The sequence below is a fragment of the Pontibacillus yanchengensis genome, assembly GCF_009856295.1.
GTDB classification, from domain to species: Bacteria; Bacillota; Bacilli; order Bacillales; family BH030062; genus Pontibacillus; species Pontibacillus yanchengensis_A.
This window is the reverse complement of sequence record NZ_WMEU01000001.1, coordinates 938,235-963,880: the sequence shown is the minus strand read 5'-3', so window position 1 is coordinate 963,880 and position 25,646 is coordinate 938,235. Positions and strand designations below refer to the sequence as shown.

Below are 25,646 nucleotides of genomic sequence, written 5' to 3'. Positions count from 1 at the left end.
TTACTCATACAGCCTCTTCCAATATTTCTGTGGATTATAATGCTACTCATTAGTGTCATTGCGAACATTTCAGGGACTGTTATCCTGATTCGATATATTCAAAACAATTAACAAAACACATAACTGTAAGTCAAGCGGCCCAAGGATTCATGGTCGCTTTTACTATGTTTGTAAACTCATACGGGAGGGTTATAATGAAACGAAATTGGATAGCTTTGCTGCTTGCTTTTTCACTAGTAGCTATACTAACTGGTTGTGCAGATGGTACAGCGCATGTGTATGTAAATAAGGATGGTTCCATGGATGTAAATGTGGACTTTGTCCTTCCTCAACAAGCGCAAATGGTCATTAATAAGAATATGGAAAATCGTATGAAAGACGCCTTTCAAGAACAAGGCTTCTCATTTGAAAAGCAATCCTCTGATGAGGGGTTACATTATCATGCTGAGCAATCGTTAACTGCTGAGGAATTACAAAATCAAATCAAAAGTGAAAATGATTTCATCTCTCTAGAGGAAAAGAATCAATTCTTTACAACGACATATATTGTAGATGGAGAAGTGAATGTAGCGAAGTCGTATGAAACCATGCTTGAAGATATTGATAATAGTTTGCCAATCGATGTAATGAACACGGTATTAAATCAATTTGATCTTCAATTTAAGTTGACATTACCAATGGATGTGATTGAGGAGCATAACGCAACGAAAAAAGATGGAAATACGCTAACATGGGATATTTCTCTAACGGAAGCAACCCCAATCTATTTTAAGGCCTCTGTCCCAAACATCAAGAACATTGCTATAGTTGGCGTAGGTCTGCTGTTAATAATTGGTATAGCAATCTGGTGGGGAAGACGACGGAAGAAACAAATGTAATGTGAAAGAGAGAAATACAGAGCGAGGTAGTGGAATGTATAAGTATTATGATAAACATTTACGACAATGGGAGATACTGCGAAAAAAAGGGGTTACTAACTACTTCTTTTTATATGGATTGATGGGTAGTACGGGGTATTTTATATTTACCTATTTATTACATATGGTGTTTAATGATGGTTTTGAGACATTTACCACACTGATTTCCTCTATTATTTTTGGTCCACTGTATGCTGGGATATCGTGGGTGATGGAGAAAAGAAATACAAAATTATTGGAAAGGTATGGATTGAAGAGGGCGGTCTAGGTGAGCAAGAGGATAATTAAGATTATAATGCTAACTTTTATGGTTTATCATTAGGTTGCAATGCTGATTCTTCTTCAACGTATAAGATTTGAGTTGATGCGTCTACAAAATCAATCCAGGCTGCAATAGATAGACTCAGCAAATATCGAATATAAACTAGATAAGCAGGGAAATGTGTATATTCAAGAAAAGGATATTCAAAATGTTGTAAAATGTTGTTCATAGTGTAAGAAAGGGAGATTCCCTAGTGTGGCAGCTTTCTGGGCTTATTTCTACATATCTCTTCTTATTTCAATATCGAAATCGGTTTCTTTTTTTTCAAAAAACTATTGAAAACGGATACATTACATCATATAATCAAGTTAAGTTAAAAAAAGAAACCGGTTTCGAAAGCCGACTATTAAAGAATGTTAAGGTAATAGCTTCTTTTTTTAAAGATAGTAGAAACCGGTTTCGTGAAAGTGGAGCTTTTGATTCTTGGAATTATGACTATTCATTATTGGGGAGGAAACAGAATGAAGAAATTTTATATGTTGATCGTTTTGCTTTTGAGTTCAAGTATGCTTCTATTTGGTTGTAGTAGTGATCAAGAAGGGTCAGCTTCAGAAGATGAAGGTGGCGGCGAGAATGAAAAAATAGAGTTGGATTTTTGGGTGTTTGGAGCAACAAATTATGAGTCTCTAGCTGAACAGTATCAAGAAGAGAACCCGAACGTTACAATCAATGTTCGTAAGTCTGAGTTAGGGGATCACCATAATAGCTTGTTCACGGCAATCTCTTCTGGAACAGGTGCACCAGACTTGACGATGATTGAGGTTGATCAATTAGATCGTTTCCGTGAAGCCAAAAGTCGATTTATGAATTTATATGAATTAGGTGCAGGTGACATACAGGACAAATACTTAGATTGGAAATGGAAAATGGCTGAGGATGGTTCAGGAGACTTCTTATTCGGATTACCTACTGACATTGGACCGAAAGCCATGTACTATCATACAGAAGTCTTTGAAAATGCTGGTTTACCGACAGATCCAAATGAAGTAAGTGACATGATATCTGATCCGGAATCATTTAAAGACGCTGCTTCTAAGGTTCTAGAAGCTACAGGAAAACCGATGGTAGATAGCATGGAAATGGCGTTCCGTGCGAATATGGATGCATTGAAGCAGAGTTATTTCAATCGTGAAGGTGAACTCTTAATAGAGAACGAGGATAACAAAGTAAAAGATGCTTATGATTTTGCTGTTGAACTAAATGAAAAAGGATATGTTGGTTCTTATGAAATGTGGACACCAGAATGGGCAACAGCACTAAACAAAGGTGAATTTGCTGTAGAAATGGCTCCAGCTTGGTTGAAAGGCTACATGACAGAAAATGCACCTGAAGCAAAAGGAAAATGGCGTGTAACACAACTTCCTAATCAATTTTCTGGTAACTGGGGCGGTTCTTACCTTTCTATCCCTAAGGAAACGAAGCATGGCGAAGAAGTATACAAGTTCGCTAAGTGGTTAGTTAGTCCAGAAAATCAAATGAAATCGTTTGCGGAAAGTGGATTATTCCCTTCAGCTCCTTCTGTGTATGAAATGGAAGAGTTTAAACAGAATTCAGATGAATATTTTGGAGGTCAAAATACCGCTGAAGTATTTGCAGAGGCAGCTCAAGATATTCCAGCAGTGTACAAAGGTCCAAAATATGTAACTGTAAACAATGAAGTGTTAACGGCTCTTCAAAATGTTGCACAAGGTGCAGACCCTGAAGAAGAATGGGATGCAGCTGTAAAACGCATCAAAGATGTACTGAAACGATAGTGTTATATCAAGGGCTGGATGGTCATCGCTATCTAGCCCTTATTGATAGGAGGTTCAGAGAATGGAACTTGCCCGAAATAAACAAAAAACCGTAGAACCAAAAAAGAGAAAATTATCAGAGCGAAAAAAGGATATGTTATCAGGCTATTTATACATAGCACCATTCTTTATCGTCTTTGGTGTTATCGGCTTATATCCTGCCTTATTTAGTATCGTGCTAGCCTTCCAAAAGTGGAATGGTTTTGGAGAAATGCAATTTGTAGGACTTCAAAATTTCTCCCTAGTCTTACAGGACCCATTATTTTGGAAGTCATTGTATAACACAGTAATTATGGGGCTTATGGGAACCGCGCCTCAATTAATCGTAGGAATAGTCTTAGCATACTTTCTAAACATGGCTGTTATTAAGTTTACAAACTTCTTTCGAGTAACTATCTTCATGCCATATATTACCTCAATGGTTGCGGTTGCTCTCGTATTCGGAGTTTTCTTCAGTAATAATGAATCTGCTCTAGCAAACTATGTTATTGGATGGTTTGGAATCGATCCCGTCAATTGGAAGACTTCTGAATGGGGAGCTAAAATCGCTATTTCCCTCATGGTGTTCTGGCGTTGGGTTGGCTACAATACCATTATCTACTTAGCCGGGCTTCAGAGTATACCTAAGGACTTGTACGAAGCAGCGACTATAGATGGAGCAAATAAGGTTCAGCAATTCTTTCATATTACCATACCACTATTAAAGCCTTTTATTCTCTTAACTGTATTCATGTCTACCGTTGGTGCAATGCAGCTTTTCGCTGAACCAACTGTATTCTTAGGATCCTCAGCCTTCACAAGAGATGAAGCGATGACAGTCGTTATGTATTTATACAGAGATGCCTTTAACCTGAATTCCTTTGGTACAGCATCGGCAACAGCTGTTTTACTGCTGATTATCATCGTAGTGGTAGCGTCTATTAATACATGGTTAACGTCAGGTACGAAGCGTAAGAAAGGGAGGGTTAAACATGCGAAAAGATAATAAGAAGAAGTTTTCATTTGGAGTTTTACCAGTTTATGTGGTGTTAATTATAGCTTCTCTCTTATCATTGTTTCCTTTTTACTGGATGTTCGTAATGGCAACAAGACCAAGTGAAGCATATAATTCCATCCCTCCAGCTATCATACCTGGTACAAAATTAGTGGAAAATTTTCAGATGGTTCTTGATTCGATCCCATTCTTTCAGGCCATGTGGAATACCATTCTACTATGTGCGAGCGTTACGATAGTTGTGTTGATCATCAGTTCATTGGCTGGTTTTGCATTTTCTAAATTTAACTTCCCAGGCAAGAATGTCTTCTTTGTTTTAATATTGCTTACGATGGTGATCCCGCCACAATTGGGACTAATTCCACAATATTATCTTGTGTCTAAATTAGGATGGTTAGATACATTGTTCGGTGCTGGAATTCTGTATCTATTAAATCCATTAGGTATCTTCTTGATGCGCCAATATGTAACTCAGTCTGTTCCTGATGAATTAATGGAGGCAGCTAAATTAGATGGATGCTCCAATTTTAGAATCTATCGAAGTATCGTTCTTCCAATTATAAAGCCAGCTTTTGCAACACTTGGAATTATTGTCTTTACGCTGGTATGGGGAGAATTTTTATGGCAATTTACCGTGCTGCGTAGTCCGGATTCCTATACGTTGCAGGTTGCTCTTGCTTCATTAAACAATGCGTATAATGTTGATTTTGGAATGCTTTTATCTGGAGTATTCTGGGCCACAGTACCTCTGATCTTGATTTTCTTAATGTTTAACAAACTATTTATCTCAAGTATTACAGAAGGCTCGGTTAAATAAACAAAGCTACTCATACGAGTTCATTCCGACGTAAAAAAATGAATAATGTACAATACTAGACCATTACGGAGGTAGAAATATGACTACAATAGAATTTCCACAGAACTTGAAATGGGGGGCTGCAACAGCGGCTTATCAAATAGAAGGGGCAGCTAATAAGGACGGTAGAGCTCCTTCCATTTGGGATACCTTTTCACATACTCCAGGTAATGTAAAAAACGGTGATAATGGAGATGATGCATGTGATAGTTATCACCGTTATCAGGAAGATGTCCAATATTTAAAAGAGTTAGGTGTAGATGTGTACCGGTTTTCGATTTCCTGGCCTCGTGTCATGCCTGGAGCAACAGGCGATTTGAATCCAGAAGGGGTAAGCTATTATCGTAACTTAATTCAAGAATTAGTGGATAATGGAATTGAACCAATTATTACACTTTATCATTGGGATTTGCCACAATCCTTGCAAGACCATGGTGGGTGGGAGAATCGTAGAACGGTAGATGCTTTCCAAGAGTACGCATCAGCAATGTTCCGAGAGTTTGGAGATGTGGTGAAAAAATGGATTACCATCAATGAACCATGGTGCGCGTCTTTTTTATCGAATTACCTAGGTGTGCATGCTCCAGGTAAACAGGACCTTCAAGCGGCAATAGATGTTGCGCACCATCTATTGTTAGCTCACGGGAAATCAGTGCAAGCGTTTCGTGATATCGTGCCAGACGGTGAAATTGGTTATGCGCCGAATGTTGATTGGCTAGAACCATATAGTCAAGATCAAGAGGATAAGGATGCCTGTGAACGAGAAATGCAGTGGAAGGTTCAGTGGTTTATGGATCCTGTCTTCAAAGGGGAGTACCCGCAGCTTCTTCAAGATATTTTTGCGAAACACAATGGTCATGTAAAGCTTGAAGAAGGAGATATGGACATCATTTCACAACCAATTGATTTTATGGGAATAAATTATTATTCAGGCCATGTAGCCCGTCATAAAAAAGGAAATGGAATGTTTGAGGTAGAGCCTATTTGGGTGGATTATGATAAAACGGATATTGGTTGGCCCGTCTATGCGGATGGTTTTTACAACGTATTAACTCATCTTCAACAGTTGTATGGCGATATCCCAATCTATATTACAGAGAATGGTGCTTGCTATAACCATGAAGTAAAAGATGGTATCGTGAATGATCAGGAGAGAATCGATTACTTAAAACAACACTTAACTGCTCTTCATCGTGCTATTAAATCTGGCGTTCCGATTAAAGGGTATATCCTTTGGTCCTTGCTCGATAATTTTGAATGGGCAGAAGGGTACAGTAAACGATTTGGTATCATTCATGTAAACTATCGTACGTTTGAAAGAACTAAGAAGGAAAGTTTCTATTGGTATAAACAAACGGTTCACAATAATTGGTTTGAAATTTAATTAGAACGTAAAAAAGCTGTATCCTTGGGGATACAGCTTTTTTATGAGATTTTATTACATATTGTTGTTGATATTCCATTATCTCCCCATAACTTGAAGATTTGGATTCAAGATAAAACCGCTTTATTAAGCGGGATGTTTGCGACACGGGAGGTGTATTTCATGTATTGAAGAATAGACAATTTGATGAGGAAACACACTTTCATGCTGTGGAATTATGACTGCTATAAACTGTTAGATCACTAATATGTTAGGCTTGATTTATTCTCATGTGATTCGTTTTACATTAATCATAATATGATTTGGAATCACACATAACGGAAATATTTCTCTCTTCCAATTTATCTCGAATCTGAGTCTTCAATATAAAGCCTCGTTTGTTGAATAACTCTTTATACTGATTTTGTTATCAAAAAAATTATATTGTTCAACATAGTCTAATATTAAGATGGATTTGAGCTTTCTTCTTGAACCAAGGCCTTGCATGAATTGCGAATGACAAGGTCTACTGGTACGACGACGCTTTCGGCAATTTTTTGTTGTGTGTTGATTTGCTTAATTAGTAGGTCAGCTGATTCTTGTCCAATTCGATTCGTATCCTGACGAACTGTTGTAAGTGGTGGATTAATGAACTGTGCCAAGTCAATATCATCAAACCCAATGACAGAAAAATCATCTGGTACTTGGTATCCTGCTTCTTTAATTGCTTCCATCGCACCAATGGCTAAGCTATCCGCTGCTGTAAAAATGGCAGTAGGTGGACTTGGAAGGGAAAGTAGCTGATTCATAGCCTTAAAGCCGCCTTCTCTTGAAAAGTAATCCCCATTCACAACATATTCATCTGGAATATCCAAGCCCATCGTTTTCATGGAAGTCATAAATCCGTTTCTTCGTTCTTGCCCTGCAAAGGTAGTCGCGTGACCAGCGATATGTGCTATGGATCGGTGGCCTAGTGAATACAGGTATTCCACTGCCTTATAGCTTCCAGCAAAGTTATCTGAATTAACAACAGCAGATTCTTTACTATGTAGGTCAATGACCACGGTAGGGATCGATGAATCCATTAATTCTTTTACCTGTACATCATCAAAAAGAGAGCAAACCACGACTACACCATCTACACCGCGATATTTAAATTGCTCTAAATAGCTTTTTTGTTGATTATTAATCATTCGAGATGCAAACAATAAATCATATCCAAGAACCTCAACATTCTTCCGGAAGCTTTCTATGACCGCATTAAAGAAAGGGTGCTTCATTCCAACACCAAGAGATTCAATAAAAATAACCCCTATTGTCCAAGATTTTTTGGTGGTTAACGTTCTAGCGTGAGAGTTGGGCAAATACCCCATCTCTTCCACTGCATCTAGAATAGCTCTTTTGGTCTTAGAGCTTACATCTGAATAGTTATTCAACGCTTTAGAAACAGTTGTTACAGAGTACCCTGTTTTTTTTGCAATATCATAAATTGTTACCATAAATATTTACACCCTCTCAGCATCGAAAGCGCTTTCGTTATTATCATAATATTATCCTTCTTATATTGCAAGGAGAAATTTTTTGAGAACTGTATTCCCCTTTATAAAAGAGGTAATCCTGATAATAAAATTATACTAAAAAAGCTGTGGTTCATACATGTATTTGATGTTTTTTAGATACCGAGCAATTACGAGTTAAGCTTAATAAGCATTCGATGAAAGATTTGTATAAAGAGGATAGGGCAATACTCACTATGAGGAATGGAGCCACCTAATTGTAGGATAGAAGAGAGTGCTTCTACGAAAAAGTTTCATTTGCATTCTAATTATGGTGAAAAACTCGAAGCCGTTCTTATGAACATCAAAGCCAACCTGGATGAGGAAACTACTTCAAAACTTGATTTAGAAAGATGTGAGCGTATCATACATAGAGCATCTATTTTCTCCAGTACTTGTGAGGCATGTGGTGATTGCTTACTCGAGTTAGAGCGTCACTTGAATGAGTTAGAAGAAAAAATCAATCAGGATAAGGAACCTATTGTAAAAGAACATAGAGCCCTTGTAGGGAATATCGTTTCTCATATGCAACAAGATCATATATTAGTAACAAAAGGTTACTACATGAGTGTGTTTATCTCGATTGGTACTGGTTTAGGATTAGTCTTCGGTTTACTTCTATTTGATCAACTAGCTCCAGGACTTCCGATCGGCTTTATGTTGGGGATTGGCATAGGTGCAGGGTTGGATGAAGATGCAAGGAAGAAAGATAAGGTTATTTGATACATTGTAAGATTAGTTACCAAAAAAGCCTTAACCAACGTTAAGGCTTTTTCACATTATGATACTCTTTATTATAGAAACATACTCTATTTCGTCCATTTTCTTTCGCTTCATATAATGCTTTATCGGCATTAACAATTAGCATGGTATGGTCAGAATCAAAATATGGAGTAATTGTTGTTACGCCAACACTTACTGTGAGAATAGGTGTAACATCAGATTCGATATTTGGAATGCCTTCATTAATAATACCGAGACGAATGGATTCACCTAACAGTCTGGCTTCCTTTTCATTCGTTTGAGGGAGAATGACGGCAAATTCCTCTCCACCATATCTTGCGAAAAGATCTTGTTCTCTGACGATCTTGTTGATAATAGCGGCAATTTCTTTAAGGCAAGCATCACCTTGATGGTGGCCGTATGTGTCATTATAGGTCTTGAATTTATCTATATCGAACAGGATGAAAGAAAGCGGAGTATTGTCCATCATCGCATCATGCCACGCTTTTTCTAGTGAATAATCAAGGTGCCTTCGGTTTGGAATCCCTGTTAAACCATCTAAACTAGATAGTTTATGGAGCTTTCGATTCATATCTAAAACTTCCTTCTGCATTTCTTTACGCTCTGTTACCTCTCTAGATGAATAGATGAAATCGTCTGTTTGGGTAAGACCCTTCATTCGCTTGAATGTTGTCTCTAACCAAACATAGTGTCCATTCTTTTTCTGGAATCTGAATTCTAGTGTCTGACTTGAAGTGTTAGATGATACATAAGGTGGTTGTTCTTCTTGTACGTCTTCTGGGTGAATATAGTGAAATACGTTATTTCCTATCAGTTCAGAAGGAGCATAGCCTAAAATGCTCTGACAAGAAGGGGAGATGTACTTGATGACCCCTTCCTTATTATGTGTCGATACTACGTCAGTAGAGTTTTCAGCGATAAGTTTATAGTATTGTATGTTTCGATTGTTTTGGTTGGATTTTTTTATAAATTCAGCCATATAGTACGTCAATCCCCCTCCGATTATGGAAAAAGGAATATGGTACGCCAGCGCTACTTCAGCTATTCGTATATCTTCAACTAATAAAATAATCATCATAGAATTTACAATGATGAAAACTCCATTCATAATTATATATTTTTTAGTTTTAGCTAATGAACCGTCAGAAATGAATCCTAGGATTAAGCTTATGAAAACAATGACTGACCCTACAATTAGGGATGTGTCACTAATACCGTAAAGTAACATTCTGGCCAGTCCGATGATGATTCCAGACAGAGTAGCGGAGACAGGGCCCCCAAAAATGGCTGCAATAATGACTGCTAAGTGTCTTAAGTCTAAAATGACGGTATCTGTTATCTCTATTGTACTAACCATTAATAAGGAGCCAAGAATGCCTGAACCAAATCCTGCATATAACCTTGTAGATAAGGGAGAGGTTCGATCAAGAGGACTGTTTTCAAAGAATTTTCCTGCTAAGAAAAGTAGTGCAACGGTAATAGCTAAATTATTAAATAAATCAACATACATTCTGCTCCCTCCCCTTTGGTAAAATTTCATAGGTATATAATACCATTGATTTAATGGTGTAGCATGATAAATAAATGAAATTAACACATTAAATTAATATGAAAGGGGAAAACCTTCATAACAGAGTGTGAATGGCATTCCTTAACCTATCTTTTAAGGGGTGAAATACCATGTATTTTAGTGCTTCCGTATCACACCTAATTAGTAGATAATAAAAGTAATAAGACATTAAATGAGAGAAGGGATAGAGATGGCAAAATCAATTTTAATTATTGGAGCCACTGGTAATGTTGGATTGCCATTAACCAAAATGCTTTCTGAGCATGGTTATGATGTGAAAGCTGCTGTAAGGTCCTCAACGAATGTGGAAGTCCTGCGTGCTTTAGGTGTAGAGACAATTCAAGCTGATCTTCGTAACTTTTTTTCATTGATGAATGCCATGAATTTGGTGGAGAAAGTATTTTTTGCCGTCCCTTTCGTTTCTAGTTTTGTTCAACTTTCTATGAATGTTGTAAAGGCTGCTGAAGAAGCTGGAGTGGAACATCTTGTGAAGCTTTCGGGAAGTGGGGCCCAGTATGAAGCAATCCAATTAGCGAAATGGCATAGGATCATCGAGAGAGAAATGATGAAATCAGGTCTTCATTATACATTTCTACGACCAAACTCTTTTATGCAAAACTTTACGAATTTTAGTAGTGGAACCATTGATGATCATGGTTCGTTTTACCTTCCCCTTGGAGAAGGGCGAGTTTCCTTTATCGATGCTCGAGATATCGCAAGCGTTGCCTATCATGTACTAACGGAAAAAGGGCACGATGGACAAGCTTATGAACTTACAGGACCAGAAGCGATTTCCTGCGCTCATGTAGCATCTAGTTTATCGAATGTGTTAGGGAAAGAAATAAGGTACAACGGGATAACTGAGGAAGAGGCACGACAGATGATGCTTGAAGAGGGACTGCATGCTGGTATTGTGGAAGCAAGACTTGAATTGTATCAGTTAAATCGATTGGGATACAGCTCTGCTATTACAAATACGGTGAGGGATATTACAGGAAAATCTCCATACACATTTGAGCAATTTGCTTGGGATTACAGGGAGCGATTTAGAGGCAAGTAATAAAAGAGCAAAAAAACGTCATTAGCTACATTTCATACCATATAAGAAGAGGCTGCCCGAATCTCATAGGCAGCCTCTTTTAACAGAGAGTATAAGTTCGCGCTTACATGTCTAGCTCCAGCGCCTATCAAACTTCCTCCATCTCCTTACGATAAGTCAACATCGAATCGCTTACGCTCATCGTGTTTCCTTTATCTCATACGTATTAAGGGGAAAATCGGTTAAACCTGCTATATCACATAGCAAAATCGAACCAACCCAAGTCCTGTGGGCAGCATTTTGTGCGTCGCTAACCGGGTGCATACGCTAGTCTTATTTAATCGTTTGCAACTGATGGATATGTTCTTGTAAAGCTGGATAGATGTTCTGGTAGACTGCAAACATTTGCTGATAGATGTCATGTTGGTTCATGTCTGGTTGGACGCTTGTTTGCATTGGAATGGAAGATTTGATGCTTTCTAATGATTCCACTTCTCCGATACTATACAGGGCTGTCCATGCTGCTCCCCATGCTGAGCTTTGGTGACTTTTGGGCACGTGGACGGGTTTGCCGAACACATCGGAGAGCATTTGCAACCAAAGTGGGCTACGGGCAAAGCCGCCGCTTGCATAAAGGGTTTCATGGTGATTACCTAGTCGTTCAAGAACGTGAGCAATGTGATAAATACTAAAAATAACACCTTCCATAGCTGCTCGAATCATGTGTTTCTTTTCATGTGTGGATCGAAGGCCAATATAGTTTGCCTTGGCATTTGCATCCCAGAAAGGGGCGCGTTCACCATTAAGATGGGGAAGGAAGAGCAGTCCATCGCTTCCTGCTGGCGCTTCGGCTGCAAGATGATTGAGTTGATCGAAGGACAAAACATACCCTTCATTGGAAAAGAGGTCTTTTAACCAATTTAGGACGATGCCTCCGTTATTCGTTGGGCCTCCGGTAATCCATAAATCTTCTGAGAAACTATAGCAAAAGACTTCCTGACGATCATCGACAGAAGGGTTAGCGGTGAATTGGCGAATGGCCCCACTTGTCCCAATAGTAATGGCTGTCTCACCTGGCTCAATTGCTCCAATACCAAGATTAGCTAGTGGTCCATCACTGCCTCCTGCGATAAATGGAGTATTCGGTTGTAATCCCATTTTTTCATAGGCTTCTTCAGAAAGACCTTTTAATTGATAAGTCTCTGGCACGATACGAGAGAGATAGTTTGTTGTAATGCCTGCTAGCTCTAGTGCATGGCCATCCCATTCTTGCTTGTGAATATCATAAAATCCAGAGGAGGCAGCGACGGAATAATCTACAACGAATTCTCCGAACCAACGATACGTTAAATATTCTTTAATGGATACGAATTTGGTTGCTTGATGATAGGGTTCATAATCGTTTTCTTTCATCCAAAGCAATTTCGCAAAAGGAGACATAGGATGAAGCGGTGTGCCAGTTCGTAAGTAGATGTCTCGTTCCATTTCTTGTAATTGTTCTGCTTCCTGTACACTTCTCCGATCTGCCCAGGTGATAGAAGGGGAGAGCGCTCGTCCTTTTTCATCCAAACATATTACGGAGTGCATGGCTGCTGACATACCAACAGCTGAAATCGATTCCTTTGGCACATCTTTTTGCTGAAGGGCATGCCTGATTGCGCTTGTAGCTGCTTCATATATTTCATCCGCATCTTGCTCGGCAAAGCCTGGGTGTGATTGATCTAATTCATACCCAACCTCATATTCAGAAACAACATTGCCATCGTATTGGAATACGACTGCTTTTGTACTGGTTGTGCCTATATCAAGGCCTATTGTATAGAGTGTCATATATGCTGGTCCTTTCCTATTGGAATTAAATGCGTTTCATGGATATCGCTTCACGCATTTTTTGTGTAGCTTCTTGTGTTTGTTCTTTGTGCTTAATGCAATAGTTTACATATAGTGCGTCGATAATAGTGAGTTCAGCAATTCTAGAGGCTAGTGCCTCTGAACGATATTCTGTTTCTTTTGCTGCGGTATAAAGAGCGTAATCCACATTTTTGGATAAGACTGATTTTGCCAGGTTTGTGATGGCTATCGTTGGAACGCCATTTTGCTTCACGATATCTAACACATCAATAATGTCTTTATTGGAACCTGAGTGTGAGATGAGAATTGCTATGTCATCTTTTGTTAATTGAGACGCCACCATAACTTGAAGGTGTGATTCACTGTATGCGTGAGCTGGAATGCCAGTTCGAATAAATTTATGCTGGGCGTCCTCTGCGACAATTCCAGATCCTCCTGAACCGAAAAAATTCAAGGATCGTGCATTAGACAGAACTTCTATGATTTCTTTCATCATACTTTGATCTTGGATTTCCTTTGATTGTTCAAGTGCATTGATGTTCGCATTAAACACTTTATAGGTAATATCGATTTCGGAATCTTCCTCAGAAATAGTTTCATGAATATCCTGAATCGGATTTACGATTTCTGATGCTAAGGCAATCTTCATTGCTTGATACCCTTTAAATCCTAGTCGCTTACAAAACCTGAAAACGGTTGCATCTGCGACCATTAAATCTTCTGATACCTGGTTGATGGTAGAGTGAATGATATGCTGTGGATCTTTCAGTATATAATCTGCAATTAGTTTTTCCTTTTCGCTAAATTGGCTATAGATCGTTTGTATACGATGCAATACATGCTTAGATGCATTTTCCTCCATTATACTCCCTCATTTACATAAGAATCTTATACAAATAGTGTAAACGATAACATTTCTGAATTGAAGTGAAATGGATGAAAAAAATTTCATGAAAACGCTTGAAACGAAAAAATTTTTATGTATAATTGGTGTTAACGAAAAAATATTTCATTCATTTTTTCAAAACTTACATAGTTTTAGAGAGAGGAGCCTTTATATGAAGCTAGGTCTTATTGGTCTAGGGAAGATGGGTTACAATCTAGCCTTGAACCTGTTGGACAATGGTCATGAAGTAGTTGCAACAGACGTCAACGACCAACAAGTACAAAACGTTGCACAAGATGGTGCTTCTCCAGCTGATTCTATTCGTAGTCTAGTAGACAACCTAGAATCACCACGCACAATTTGGATGATGGTCCCAGCAGGAGATGTTACAGAACAGGTTTTATCAGAGTTAAAACCTCTGTTAGATGAAGGGGATCGCATTATCGACGGTGGAAACTCTAATTATAAAGACACGCTTCGACGTGCAGAAGAGTTACAAGGACTAGGTCTTTTCTACTTTGATGTAGGAACGAGCGGTGGAACCGAAGGAGCTCGAAATGGAGCTTGCTACATGATTGGTGGCGACGAAACAGAATTCAGAAAGATTGAACCGATTTTTGCTAATACTGCAATTGAAAGCGGTTACCACTTTGCCGGGCGTGCCGGAAGCGGACACTTCCTGAAGATGGTTCACAATGGCATTGAGTACGGTATGATGCAAGCGATTGGCGAAGGATTCGATATTTTAGAAAAGAGTCCATTCGACTACAATTACGAGCAAGTTGCAAACGTTTGGAACAATGGTTCGGTTATCCGTTCTTGGTTAATGGAGTTAACAGAAAGTGCATTTAGTAAAGACGCGAAATTAGATGACATTCGCGGAGTAATGAACTCTTCCGGTGAAGGTAAATGGACCGTTGAGTCTGCACTTGATTTTGAATTAGCAGCACCTGTTATTACGATGTCCTTAATGATGCGCTATCGTTCCCAAGCAGACGATACCTTCACAGGAAAAGTTGTAGCAGCACTACGTAACGAGTTCGGCGGCCATGCGGTCGTTAAGAAATAAATATTATTAAACTTAAACAAAGGGAGAGATTGGTTATGAAAAAACTTTTCACAGTTGCACTAACAGCACTTATGGTGCTAGTACTAGCAGCATGCGGCAGTGAGGGAGGTTCTTCTTCTTCAGGAGACGATGGAAGCGCTTCAGGTTCAGATTCAGGCTCAAAAGAAACAAAAACTATTAAAGCAGGAATTGGTCTTAACGACAAACACCCACAGTACAAAGGTCTACTTAAGTTCAAGGAAATTGTTGAAAAGAAAACAGACGGTCAGATTAAAGTAGAAACATATCATAGTGGTCAGCTAGGCGATGACCGTACGATGACAGAGAACCTTCAAACAGGATCTCAAGAAGTAACAATCCCATCTACAGCACCACTAGCAAACTTTGTTCCAGCATTTAGTGTTTTTGATATTCCTTTCCTATTCCCTAACACGGAAGTAGCAGATAAGGTGCTAGCTAGTGAAACAGGTCAAGGTCTACTTAAAAAGCTAGAAAGCCAAAACCTTGTAGGACTTGCTTATTGGGAAAATGGTTTCCGTGATGTAACAAACTCTAAGCGTGCAATCAAATCAGTAGAAGATTTCGAAGGTCTTAAGCTACGTACGATGGAGAACGACTTACACTTAGACGCATTTAATGCACTTGGAGCAAACCCAACACCAATGGCCTTCACTGAGCTATTCACAGCAATGCAGCAAGGTACAGTAGATGGTCAAGAAAATCCATATGCAACAATCTATCTACAAAAATTCTATGAAGTACAGAAGCACGTTTCTAATACACACCATGTTTATAGCCCGTTCGTTTTCTTAATGAGCAAGAGCTTCTATGACAAACTATCTGATGAGAACAAGAAGATTGTAGAAGAAGCAGCAGTTGAAGCTGGTAAGTATGAGAAAAAGTTAAACCGTGAAGCGAATGAGAAATACTTGAAGAAACTTCAAGAAGAAGGCATGACGTACACTGAAATTAGTGAAGAGAACCGTGAAGAAATGAAAGAAGCTGTTCAACCAGTTGTAGATAAATATAAGAGCAAAATCGGTGAAGATGTTGTAGAAAATATTTATAAAGAAGTTGAAAAAGCGAAGAAGGAAACTGAATAAATACATTCAGAATTAGGAGGATAAGGTAGAGTTTTATGCTCTACCTCATTCCCTTTTTAATCTATCAAACTATAAACTACTGCTAGATAAGCATGATCTGAGGTGAAACGATGAGATTACTAAAAACAATTGACCAACGAATAGAAGAAGCCCTATTAGTACTGTTCTCTTCAGTCATGGTTTCTGTTATTTTCCTACAGGTTGTCATGAGATTGTCTGGAAATTCCCTGTCATGGTCTGAAGAACTAGGTCGCTATTGCTTTATTTGGCTCGTCTACGTTGGAATTAGTTATGGTGTAAAAAAACAACGCCACTTAAAAGTTGATGTGATGTTACTTCTATTAAAAGACAGAGGGAAACTCGTATTATCCATTATTTCAAATTTACTATTCTTAACATTTGCCATTCTCGTTGTTCGATATGGAACAGCAATTTCTTTACAACTTCTATCATTTGGTCAGCAATCTCCAGCTTTACATATCCCTATGGGTCTTGTTTATCTAGCGGCTCCAATTGGTTTAGGTTTGACAGCTATTCGACTTATCCAAAACATCTATAAGCAAATCAGGATGTTGATTGGTAAAGATGAGATGAATTTAAAAAATGATCGTGAAGAAATGCAAGACGTGAAAGGTGGGGATGAGTCATGACAGCAGGAATATTATTCGGAAGCTTTGCCCTCTTTTTACTCTTAAGTGTACCAATTGGGATTGCGCTCGGACTGTCCACACTTGCAACAATCGTGTACACAGGGGCCCTTCCGTTAAATTTTCTAATGAAGGAACTAGTTACAGCTATGGATTCGTTCCCAATAATGGCTGTTCCATTCTTTATCCTCGCCGGTGAAGTTATGGGTAAAGGTGGTATATCTGAACGATTATTTAATTTTGCAAATGCGTTAGTCGGTAACAAAACCGGTGGCTTCGCAATGGCAACGATTGTAACCTGTATGTTCTTCGCAGCGATTTCTGGTTCAGGACCAGCAACTGTTGCTGCAATCGGGGGAATTATGATTCCTTCCATGGTACGTAAAGGGTATGATAAGAAATTCGCAACCGCTGTTGTAGCAGCAGCAGGTTCCATTGGGGTTATCATCCCACCAAGTATTCCGATGGTTATCTACGGTGTCGTAGGTGGCGCATCAGTTGGTGACATGTTCATGGCAGGTATTTTCCCAGGTGTTCTAGTAGGACTATCTCTTATGACTTGGGCGTACATCTATTCTAAAAAACATAATTATGGTGGAACAGGTGAAAAGACAACGCTCTCCAACATTTTCAGTACATTTTGGGAAGCTAAATGGGCATTAATTATTCCAATTATCATATTGGGCGGAATTTATGGCGGTTATTTCACACCTACAGAAGCAGCTGTAATTGCCGTTGTATATAGCTTAATTGCAGGGCTATTCTTGTACGGTGAGCTTAAGTTCAAGCACATTCCAAAACTATTAATCGATTCATCCTTAACGACAGCTACGATTTTAATCATTGTAGGAACCGCAACAGCATTCGGACGTTTACTTACAATTGAACGAATCCCAGATCAAGTTGCGAACATGATGCTTTCTGTAAGTGATAGTCAAATTGTTATCATGTTAATGATTACTGTTTTACTATTAATTGTAGGTTGCTTCATGGATACACTAGCTGCAATTATCATCCTGACGCCAATTCTATTGCCAATTGCAACTAACATTGGCTACGACCCAATCCACTTCGGAATCATCATGGTCGTAAACCTGGCAATCGGATTTATTACACCACCACTCGGCGTAAATCTATTCGTAGGTTCCGGAATATCAGGCTTATCCATCGAACAACTTTCGAAGGCAATCTTGCCATTCTTTATAGCTATGTTAATTTCCCTAGCCATCATCATCTTCGCACCACCAGTTTCCATGTGGTTGGTGAGCCTAGGAGGATAACGTAATGAAGTAGGATTCTTTGCATACCTGTAGAGAATCCTCCTTCTTTTTATTATGGAAGTGGTGCAAGTGGTGGAAAGACTACACGGCTTAGTTTGGTAGGGAAGTAGCGCATATCTGGAGGAAACCCACGCATATCAAGAGGTCACCATGGCATACTCTAGCGGAACCCAATGAGATTCCCAGAAAACGCTGAAATGCAGCTGGTTCTAATGCACATGCATCATCAAACAGCAAACATCATATTTTTTTACATTACAGTAAGCGATTCCAAAACCATTCATAAAGAGGTGAGCTCTATGAAACAAATTGACGTAGTCACTATGGGAGAGACGATGGTTCTTTTTACTGGGAATGAGTCTTTACCTATTCCATATGTACATCAGTTTAAAAAACAAATAGGTGGCGCGGAGTCCAATGTGGCAATTGGTCTTGCTCGGCTTGGATATAAGTCGGGTTGGATGAGTAAGCTTGGGGACGATCCATTTGGTACCTATATCCATCATTTCATTCGAGGGGAAGGGGTGGATACCACACAGGTACAGCTGATTGATTATGCGCCAACGGGTATCTTTTTCAAAGAATCTCTGTCACCTGAAGATGTTCGTGTTCATTACTATCGCTATCAATCCGCAGCTAGCACTCTCACGAAGGAAGACGTAAAGGAAGAGTACATAAAACAAGCACGCGTTCTACATCTTACAGGGATAACACCAGCATTAAGCTCAACCTGTAAAGAAGCTGTCTTTCAGGCCATTTCTTACGCGCAAAAGCACAGTGTCCCTATCATATTTGATCCAAACATTCGCTATAAGCTATGGAATAATCTAGATGATGCAAAAAAAACATTACTAGAGATGGCCACCCATTCAGACATTATCTTAGCTGGTGAAGATGAGGGAGAGTTTCTCACTGGCGAGAAGGATGTCCATTCCATGGCCAAAGCACTGAAAACGGCTGATTCCCAGCATATCATCGTAAAACAAGGAAAATCAGGAGCTTACATTTTATCTAATGAAGAGATGTTTGTAGAAGGATTTCCGGTCGACCAAGTTGTGGACCCCGTCGGTGCTGGAGATGGGTTTGCGGTAGGTGTCATTAGTGCCTATTTGGATGGACAAACCATTCCTTATGGGGTGAAGCGAGGAAATGCTATTGGTTCACTCGTTGTAAAAGTGAATGGTGATATTGAAGGTCTACCAACGAAACGTTCCTTGGAACAATATTTATCCAATCAATCGAATCCTGGTCAAGATGTAAAAAGGTAAAGGAGGAAGAACAGGATGACGAAGCATAAGAAAATTTCACAGTTAATCGATTCCGGGCTTATAGCCGTAATACGTCAACCAAAGGAAGATGATATTCACCACATTGCTGATGCTCTTATAAAAGGAGGAGTGGGCGCACTCGAGATTACCGTCGATACTCCTGGAGCATTTCGCATGATTGAAAATATCAAGCAAACCTTTGGTGATCAAGCTTTAGTCGGAGCAGGAACAGTCCTAGATGCTGCCACGGCTAAGCGAGCGATTGAGGCGCGTGCTGATTTTGTGTTTTCTCCATCTTTTAATAAGGAGATGGTGGATTTGACGAATCGGTATGGAGCCATTTCGATTCCGGGTGTATTAACCCCAACGGAAATGGTGACAGCGTATGAAAGTGGAGCGGATCTAGTCAAAGTGTTCCCTGCTACTTCATTTGGACCAGGGTACATTAAAGATCTACAGGGGCCACTAGGTCATATTCCAATGATTCCAACAGGTGGGGTTACGTCCGAGAATGTTGGTATCTTTATGGAAAATGGCGCTGCTGCTGTAGGCGCTGGAGGATCGCTTCTTGATAAAAAAGCTATTCAAGCCAAGGATTTCGAAACATTAACCAACAAAGCTATTGAATTCCGTGGATCAATCAAAGGAGCAAGAAAGGAGAGCGAGTAACGATGAGGATAACCAATCTTGAAACATATGTAGTACCTCCAAGATGGTGCTTTTTAAAAATCCAAACAGACGAAGGCATTGTAGGCTGGGGAGAGCCAGTTGTAGAGGGCCGTGCAGAAACGGTAAAATCTGCAGTCAATGAACTGAGTGATTATCTTATTGGAAAAAATCCTCATCATATTGAGGATCACTGGAATGTTATGTATCGTTCTGGATTTTACCGTGGAGGACCTATTTTGATGAGTGCCATTGCTGGAATAGACCAGGCATTATGGGACATTAAAGGGAAATTCTATGATACTCCAATCTATGAGCTAATGGGTGGCGCTTGTCGCGATTCGATAAAAGTGTATTCCTGGATAGGGGGCGATCGCCCTTCTGATGTAGGACAAGCTGCCAAGGATGTTGTAGATCGTGGGTTTAAAGCGGTTAAAATGAACGGTACAGAAGAAATGCAATACATTGATTCGCATGAAAAAGTGGAGAAAGCTGTTTCCAGAATTGCTGGAATCCGAGAAGCGGTTGGCGATCATATTGGTGTTGGCATTGATTTTCACGGCCGCGTTCATAAAGCGATGGCAAAAGTGCTTGTGAAAGAATTAGAACCATATAAGCCAATGTTTATTGAAGAACCGGTACTACCGGAACATAATGAGGCATTGCGTGACATCTCTTCACTAACGACGACACCGATTGCAACAGGTGAACGTATGTATTCTCGTTGGGATTTCAAAGATACTCTATCTAATGGTTATGTTGATATCATTCAACCGGACCTTTCTCACGCTGGTGGTATTACAGAATGCAAAAAAATCTTCACAATGGCAGAAGCTTATGATGTTGCTGTAGCACCACATTGTCCGCTGGGACCAATAGCGCTAGCTGCTTGTCTACAGACGGATGCAACAAGCCATAATGCATTCATTCAAGAGCAAAGCCTTGGCATCCACTATAACAACGGTAGTGATTTACTTGATTATATTCAAGATAAATCTGTTTTTGATTACAACAATGGATATGTTGCGATGCCGAAAGGGCCAGGTCTTGGTATTGAGATTAATGAAGAGCATGTGAAGAAAATGGCTGAGGAAGGGCATCGCTGGCGTAATCCTGTTTGGAGACATAAGGACGGCACTGTCGCCGAGTGGTAATGTCTGTTGAGTGTATTTATAGAAGTCGTATTGCCGGTTCTACTTGTATTCTTAAGTGGATATGGCATTCAAAAGTGGAAAAAACTCGACATTAAATCAGTCTCAACGATTGCGATATATATTTTAACGCCATGTCTTGTCTTTGAAACGTTTTATGATGCTGATTTGAATAGTGAATATGTTAGCATAGTTATTTTTTCTATTGGTTTACTGGTTTCCATTATTACGATCAACAAGGTAATGAAAAAAGTAAATGGATACAATGAAGCAGAAGAAAGTGGGATGATTTTATCAACTGCTTTCATGAATTCTGGGAATTACGGCGCTCCGATTGTTTTATTTGCGTTTGGTGAAGAAGGATTTGCATACTCGATCTCCTTCCTTGTCCTGCAAGCCATTATCATGAACTTTTTTGGTGTGTACTACGCAGCCCGTGGCCAGGCAGGGATGAAGCTTGCTTTTCAATCCGTTTTGAAAATGCCTGCAACCTATGCAGCAATTATTTCCTTATTGTTAAATGTAACGAACGTGCCAATGTCAGAGAATATACTGTCCGCCATTAAGCTCATTGCGAATGGAGCGATCCCTGGTGTTATGATTGTATTAGGTATGCAGTTAGCTGATATTTCAATCAAGTCGATGGAATGGGGAAAAATCACGTACGCCACTTCCATTCGGTTACTAGCATCACCACTAATCGCATTCGGGCTCGTAATGATTTTACCGATGGGCGATTTACTTGGAAAAGTACTTATTTTATCTGCAGCGATGCCATCTGCTGCTACGACTACGATGTATGCTGTCGAATTTGATTCACGACCAGAACTGGTCTCGAGCATCACCCTGGTAACAACGCTTGCCAGTATTATTACCATTACAGTTTTATTAACATTTATGGCGTAAAAGAGGAGGGATAATATGACGTTCAAGGTAGTGGTTACAGATTATGAATACGATACGCTCCAACCTGAGCGAGAGGTGATTGAACGTGCTGGTGGGGAGCTTGTAGCTTACCAATGTAAAACAGAAGATGAGGTTATCGAAGCATGTAAAGATGCAGATGGAATTCTGACTCAATACTCACAGATTTCTGCATCTGTGATTGAAAATATGGAGCGATGTAAAGTCATCGCCCGCTATGGAATAGGCTATGACTCTGTTGATGTAAAAACAGCTACAGAAAATGGTATTTCTGTATGTAATGTAACGGATTATTGCTTAGATGAAGTGGCCGATCATACGATGGCGTTGCTGTTATCATCTGCTCGAAAAGTTACTCAGCAAAATCAACAGGTTAAAAAGGGAACGTGGGACTTTAACTCGGCTAAACCGATTTCACGTTTGCGAGGAAAAGTCCTTGGACTAATAGGGTTTGGCAATATTGCGAGAACAGTGGCTGAGAAAGCCAAAGTCTTTGGACTTGAGATTGTTACATACGATCCATTTCTAACAGATGAAGATGCGATTCGTGCGGGCGTCACATCAGTTGAGTGGGAGGAGCTGTTCCAACAAGCAGATTTTCTGAGTATTCATGTTCCATTGAATGAGCAGACACGTGGACTTGTAGGGAAAGCGGAATTTTCTCTTATGAAGCATACTGCAACATTGGTTAATACGGCGCGTGGTCCAATTGTGGATGAGGAAGCTCTAGTTGCAGCTTTAGAAAACAATGACTTTGCAGGAGCTGCACTAGATGTGTTGGAAACAGAGCCTATCCGAGCTGATCACCCTATGCTCAAGATGAATCAGGTGTTGTTAACTCCACATATTTCCTGGTATTCAGAAGAATCCGAAAAGGAATTGAAAACAAAAGCTGCACAAAATGTAATGGATGTTTTACAAGGGAAGCAAGCAACTTATGTGGTTAATCAGGTTTAAGATCTGTGAATCTGAAGGTTTATGAGGCAATGAAGCCGGGAAACGAGCCGATATAATCGGGCTTTCTCCGAAATAGGAGCATAAGTCGCTGATATATGTTGTTTTTCGCAGATATATTCAGAAAGTCGCTGATATATGAATAATACCGCAGATATAACTGCTTAACTCGCGGATAAGCCTCGTAAAAAGCTTAGAGAAAGAAAAACGAACTGTATGTATAATGTCTGACAAATTCAATGAAATACGATTAATCTTAAGGAGGGACCATCCATGAGTGAACTTTCCAAGGTAATTACCGTAAACATCGACGAGACACAAACTATCATTGAGCTAAGTAACAAAATCCAACGCTTTGATTCTGAAATCTTTCTGAAAAAGTACGTTGATGGCAGTATGATCGAAGTGAATTTGAAAAGCTTTTTAGGATTAATTAATTTAAGACTAACAAATGGCGACGAAATTACAGTCCGCTGTATTGGTGAAGATAGTGAAGAGGCTCTAAATGAGGTAAGAGAGTGGTTAACTTAATACATGTGTAAATCAACATGAGGGCGAAATCGGAAACGTTTTCGCCCTTGTTTTTTGCACTTTTATAATTTGTTAATATGTTAAAGGGTCAAAGTGTAAACGCTTCTAGACCTCTTTCTGCGCCAAAGACTTGCCATTCGGCAAGTTTTCTATAAAATCTTATAAACTGTGTCGTGATTTCTGGTGGAGAAAAGGTAGGGGGCCTATCAATTATTCAAAGTGCATTGATGAAACCAAAAAGCATCTCCAAATGAAAAATTTTCAAAAAACTTTTGTCGAAACTGTTGCAAAACAGAAAGAGTGCGAGTAAACTGTAGTATAACAAATGAATAATAAATAAACTGTTATATAAAAGGAGGGAGAAACACATGACACAAATCAAAATATCAGCTCATGCATGTCCTGAGTGTGGAGAGAAAGTGGATAGCAGCAGTCAGAAGTATATGATGGAATGTGAACGTTGTCTTTCTAAGCACGAAGAGTAAAAAATTTTGCAATAACTGTTATATAATAGTTGATTTTATGTGTTGTTGTTTTATAACAAAAGGGGTGGTTCAGAAAGATGAAGACGGAATGGAGTAGTATTCACATTAATGGTGTTATGGAAGATGGGTTTAAGGACATTCTGACGGAAGAGGCTTTAAGTTTCATCGAGAAACTCCATCATCAATTTGAGGAGCGAAGGCAGCAACTTCTGGAACGGCGCACACATATACAACAGCAGTTAAAGCAGGGGGAGAAGCCTACTTTTTTATCTGAAACAACTTCCATCCGTGAAGGGGATTGGACGATTGCCCCGTTGCCGGATGATTTACAGGATCGGCGGGTTGAGATTACGGGCCCTGTGGACCGAAAAATGATTATCAATGCACTAAACTCAGGGGCTAGCGTGTTTATGGCTGATTTTGAAGATTCTAATTCACCAACTTGGTCTAACACCATTCAAGGACAAATCAATTTGCGTGATGCCATCCGCCGTACGATTTATTTTGAGAATGATAAAGGAAAAGTGTATCAGTTAGGTCAAAATCCTGCAGTATTAAAGGTTCGACCAAGGGGATGGCACTTAGATGAAAAGCATGTGACCATTAATGGTACTCCTGTATCAGCTGGCATCGTAGATTTCGGATTGTATTTTTTCCATAATGCAAAGGAGCTTATCGCACGTCATTCAGGGCCTTATTTTTATCTTCCGAAAATGGAAAATTATCTTGAAGCACGCTTGTGGAATGACATTTTCGTATTCGCGCAACAAGAGCTTGGTATTCCGAACGGGACAATTAAAGCAACTGTACTAATTGAGACCATTTTGGCTAGCTTTGAAATGGATGAAATTTTATATGAGCTTAAAGATCATTCTGCTGGATTAAATTGCGGTCGCTGGGACTACATTTTTAGTTACTTAAAAAAATTCCGCCACGATCACAATGTAATTTTACCTGACCGAGCTCAAGTGACGATGGAAGTTCCGTTTATGCGAGCGTATTCATTGCTCGTCATTCACACGTGTCACAAGCGAAATGCTCCAGCAATTGGTGGAATGGCGGCACAAATACCAATAAAAAATAATTCAGATGCAAACGCACTTGCTTTTCAGAAAGTGCAGGCTGATAAGGAGCGTGAAGTGAATGATGGACATGACGGGACGTGGGTTGCCCACCCGGGCATGGTTCTAACCGCAAAGGAAGTGTTTGATAAGAGGATGCCAACGCCAAATCAAATCGCAAACAAGCGAGAAGATGTGGAGGTTACAGCTGAAGACTTATTGGAGGTACCAACAGGAGACATCACAGAGCAAGGGTTGCGGACCAATATTAATGTCGGCATTCAGTATATTGCTTCTTGGTTGCTTGGCAGAGGTGCTGCTCCCATAAATAACTTGATGGAAGATGCAGCGACAGCTGAAATATCGCGAGCTCAAGTATGGCAGTGGATTCGTCATCCTGAAGGAAAGCTAACAGATGGACGGAAAGTAACATTTGATCTTGTTGAGCAAATCAACCAGGAAGAATTGGAGAAAATTGCCCAACAAGTCGGGTTTGAAACGTATCGGCAAAATCTTTATGAAGAAGCAGCGGCTCTGTTCACAAAACTCATTCAAGAAGATGAATTTGCCGAGTTTCTAACGATACCGGCATATGAACAGTTATAAGCTAACCAAT

Annotated in this window: 23 protein-coding genes; 19 read left to right on the top strand and 4 right to left on the bottom strand. The window is 39.6% G+C overall.

Translation table 11 applies throughout. The annotated features are described in order from the left end of the window. The first annotated feature begins 194 nt into the window (after window positions 1-194). The 5 genes from GLW08_RS04665 (at window position 195) to GLW08_RS04640 (ending at window position 6,266) form a co-directional block, all read left to right on the top strand. A complete protein-coding gene (locus tag GLW08_RS04665) occupies window positions 195-878 on the top strand; it encodes an LPXTG cell wall anchor domain-containing protein (protein ID WP_160847381.1) in 684 nt (227 codons plus the stop codon). Between the two features lie 822 nt (window positions 879-1,700). Then, window positions 1,701-2,993 (top strand): ABC transporter substrate-binding protein, encoded by a 1,293-nt coding sequence (locus tag GLW08_RS04655; protein ID WP_160847379.1) that lies wholly within the window; start codon window positions 1,701-1,703, stop codon window positions 2,991-2,993. A 61-nt stretch (window positions 2,994-3,054) separates the two neighbouring features. Next, window positions 3,055-4,017 (top strand): carbohydrate ABC transporter permease, encoded by a 963-nt coding sequence (locus GLW08_RS04650; RefSeq protein ID WP_160847378.1) that lies wholly within the window; start codon window positions 3,055-3,057, stop codon window positions 4,015-4,017. Next, on the top strand, window positions 4,004-4,843 hold the full coding sequence (locus tag GLW08_RS04645) for a carbohydrate ABC transporter permease (RefSeq protein WP_160847377.1): 840 nt from the start codon (window positions 4,004-4,006) through the stop codon (window positions 4,841-4,843). The genes GLW08_RS04650 and GLW08_RS04645 overlap by 14 nt, the downstream gene beginning before the upstream one ends. Window positions 4,844-4,922: 79 nt before the next feature. Beyond that, a complete protein-coding gene (locus tag GLW08_RS04640; RefSeq protein WP_160847376.1) occupies window positions 4,923-6,266 on the top strand; it encodes a GH1 family beta-glucosidase in 1,344 nt (447 codons plus the stop codon). A 443-nt stretch (window positions 6,267-6,709) separates the two neighbouring features. Here the strand turns inward: GLW08_RS04640 and GLW08_RS04635 are convergent, their stop codons facing one another. After that, window positions 6,710-7,744 (bottom strand): LacI family DNA-binding transcriptional regulator, encoded by a 1,035-nt coding sequence (locus tag GLW08_RS04635; RefSeq protein ID WP_160847375.1) that lies wholly within the window; start codon window positions 7,742-7,744, stop codon window positions 6,710-6,712. Between the two features lie 261 nt (window positions 7,745-8,005). Between GLW08_RS04635 and GLW08_RS21815 the strand changes: the two genes are divergently transcribed. After that, on the top strand, window positions 8,006-8,524 hold the full coding sequence (locus tag GLW08_RS21815; protein WP_237458303.1) for a hypothetical protein: 519 nt from the start codon (window positions 8,006-8,008) through the stop codon (window positions 8,522-8,524). Window positions 8,525-8,564: 40 nt separating this feature from the next. Here GLW08_RS21815 and GLW08_RS04625 read toward each other — a convergent pair whose 3' ends face one another. Next, complete coding sequence (locus GLW08_RS04625) at window positions 8,565-10,055, bottom strand: diguanylate cyclase domain-containing protein (RefSeq protein ID WP_160847374.1); 1,491 nt, start codon at window positions 10,053-10,055, stop codon at window positions 8,565-8,567. A gap of 250 nt (window positions 10,056-10,305) precedes the next feature. Between GLW08_RS04625 and GLW08_RS04620 the strand changes: the two genes are divergently transcribed. After that, the gene (locus tag GLW08_RS04620) at window positions 10,306-11,175 is read left to right on the top strand and encodes an SDR family oxidoreductase (RefSeq protein WP_160847373.1); all 870 of its coding nucleotides are present in this window, start codon (window positions 10,306-10,308) and stop codon (window positions 11,173-11,175) included. 312 nt (window positions 11,176-11,487) lie between these two features. Here GLW08_RS04620 and GLW08_RS04615 read toward each other — a convergent pair whose 3' ends face one another. After that, a complete protein-coding gene (locus GLW08_RS04615) occupies window positions 11,488-12,984 on the bottom strand; it encodes a gluconokinase (RefSeq protein ID WP_160847372.1) in 1,497 nt (498 codons plus the stop codon). A gap of 25 nt (window positions 12,985-13,009) precedes the next feature. Then, a complete protein-coding gene (locus GLW08_RS04610) occupies window positions 13,010-13,867 on the bottom strand; it encodes a MurR/RpiR family transcriptional regulator (RefSeq protein WP_160847371.1) in 858 nt (285 codons plus the stop codon). A 196-nt stretch (window positions 13,868-14,063) separates the two neighbouring features. On the opposite strand from GLW08_RS04610, the gene gnd reads away from it, so the two are divergent. From gnd to aceB, 12 genes are all read left to right on the top strand, one after another. Further along, on the top strand, window positions 14,064-14,960 hold the full coding sequence (gene gnd, locus GLW08_RS04605) for a phosphogluconate dehydrogenase (NAD(+)-dependent, decarboxylating) (protein WP_160847370.1): 897 nt from the start codon (window positions 14,064-14,066) through the stop codon (window positions 14,958-14,960). Between the two features lie 35 nt (window positions 14,961-14,995). Continuing rightward, a complete protein-coding gene (locus tag GLW08_RS04600; RefSeq protein ID WP_160847369.1) occupies window positions 14,996-16,063 on the top strand; it encodes a TRAP transporter substrate-binding protein in 1,068 nt (355 codons plus the stop codon). Window positions 16,064-16,173: 110 nt separating this feature from the next. Beyond that, entirely contained in the window at window positions 16,174-16,713 is a 540-nt protein-coding gene (locus tag GLW08_RS04595) for a TRAP transporter small permease (protein ID WP_160847368.1), read from the top strand. Beyond that, entirely contained in the window at window positions 16,710-17,990 is a 1,281-nt protein-coding gene (locus GLW08_RS04590) for a TRAP transporter large permease (protein ID WP_160847367.1), read from the top strand. The genes GLW08_RS04595 and GLW08_RS04590 overlap by 4 nt, the downstream gene beginning before the upstream one ends. 299 nt (window positions 17,991-18,289) lie before the next feature. After that, complete coding sequence (locus GLW08_RS04585; RefSeq protein WP_160847366.1) at window positions 18,290-19,258, top strand: sugar kinase; 969 nt, start codon at window positions 18,290-18,292, stop codon at window positions 19,256-19,258. A 15-nt stretch (window positions 19,259-19,273) separates the two neighbouring features. Beyond that, on the top strand, window positions 19,274-19,927 hold the full coding sequence (locus tag GLW08_RS04580) for a bifunctional 4-hydroxy-2-oxoglutarate aldolase/2-dehydro-3-deoxy-phosphogluconate aldolase (protein WP_160847365.1): 654 nt from the start codon (window positions 19,274-19,276) through the stop codon (window positions 19,925-19,927). A gap of 2 nt (window positions 19,928-19,929) precedes the next feature. Then, complete coding sequence (gene dgoD / locus GLW08_RS04575) at window positions 19,930-21,078, top strand: galactonate dehydratase (protein WP_160847364.1); 1,149 nt, start codon at window positions 19,930-19,932, stop codon at window positions 21,076-21,078. 6 nt (window positions 21,079-21,084) lie between these two features. After that, complete coding sequence (locus GLW08_RS04570; protein WP_160847363.1) at window positions 21,085-21,981, top strand: AEC family transporter; 897 nt, start codon at window positions 21,085-21,087, stop codon at window positions 21,979-21,981. A gap of 15 nt (window positions 21,982-21,996) precedes the next feature. Further along, entirely contained in the window at window positions 21,997-22,956 is a 960-nt protein-coding gene (locus GLW08_RS04565; protein ID WP_160847362.1) for a C-terminal binding protein, read from the top strand. 270 nt (window positions 22,957-23,226) lie between these two features. Next, entirely contained in the window at window positions 23,227-23,484 is a 258-nt protein-coding gene (locus GLW08_RS04560) for an HPr family phosphocarrier protein (protein ID WP_160847361.1), read from the top strand. Between the two features lie 368 nt (window positions 23,485-23,852). Further along, window positions 23,853-23,969 (top strand): YhfH family protein, encoded by a 117-nt coding sequence (locus tag GLW08_RS04555; RefSeq protein ID WP_160847360.1) that lies wholly within the window; start codon window positions 23,853-23,855, stop codon window positions 23,967-23,969. 116 nt (window positions 23,970-24,085) lie between these two features. Beyond that, window positions 24,086-25,636 carry a malate synthase A gene (aceB, locus tag GLW08_RS04550; RefSeq protein ID WP_237458352.1) on the top strand — a complete coding sequence of 517 codons (1,551 nt, stop codon included), beginning with the start codon at window positions 24,086-24,088 and terminating at the stop codon, window positions 25,634-25,636. Window positions 25,637-25,646: the final 10 nt, after the last annotated feature.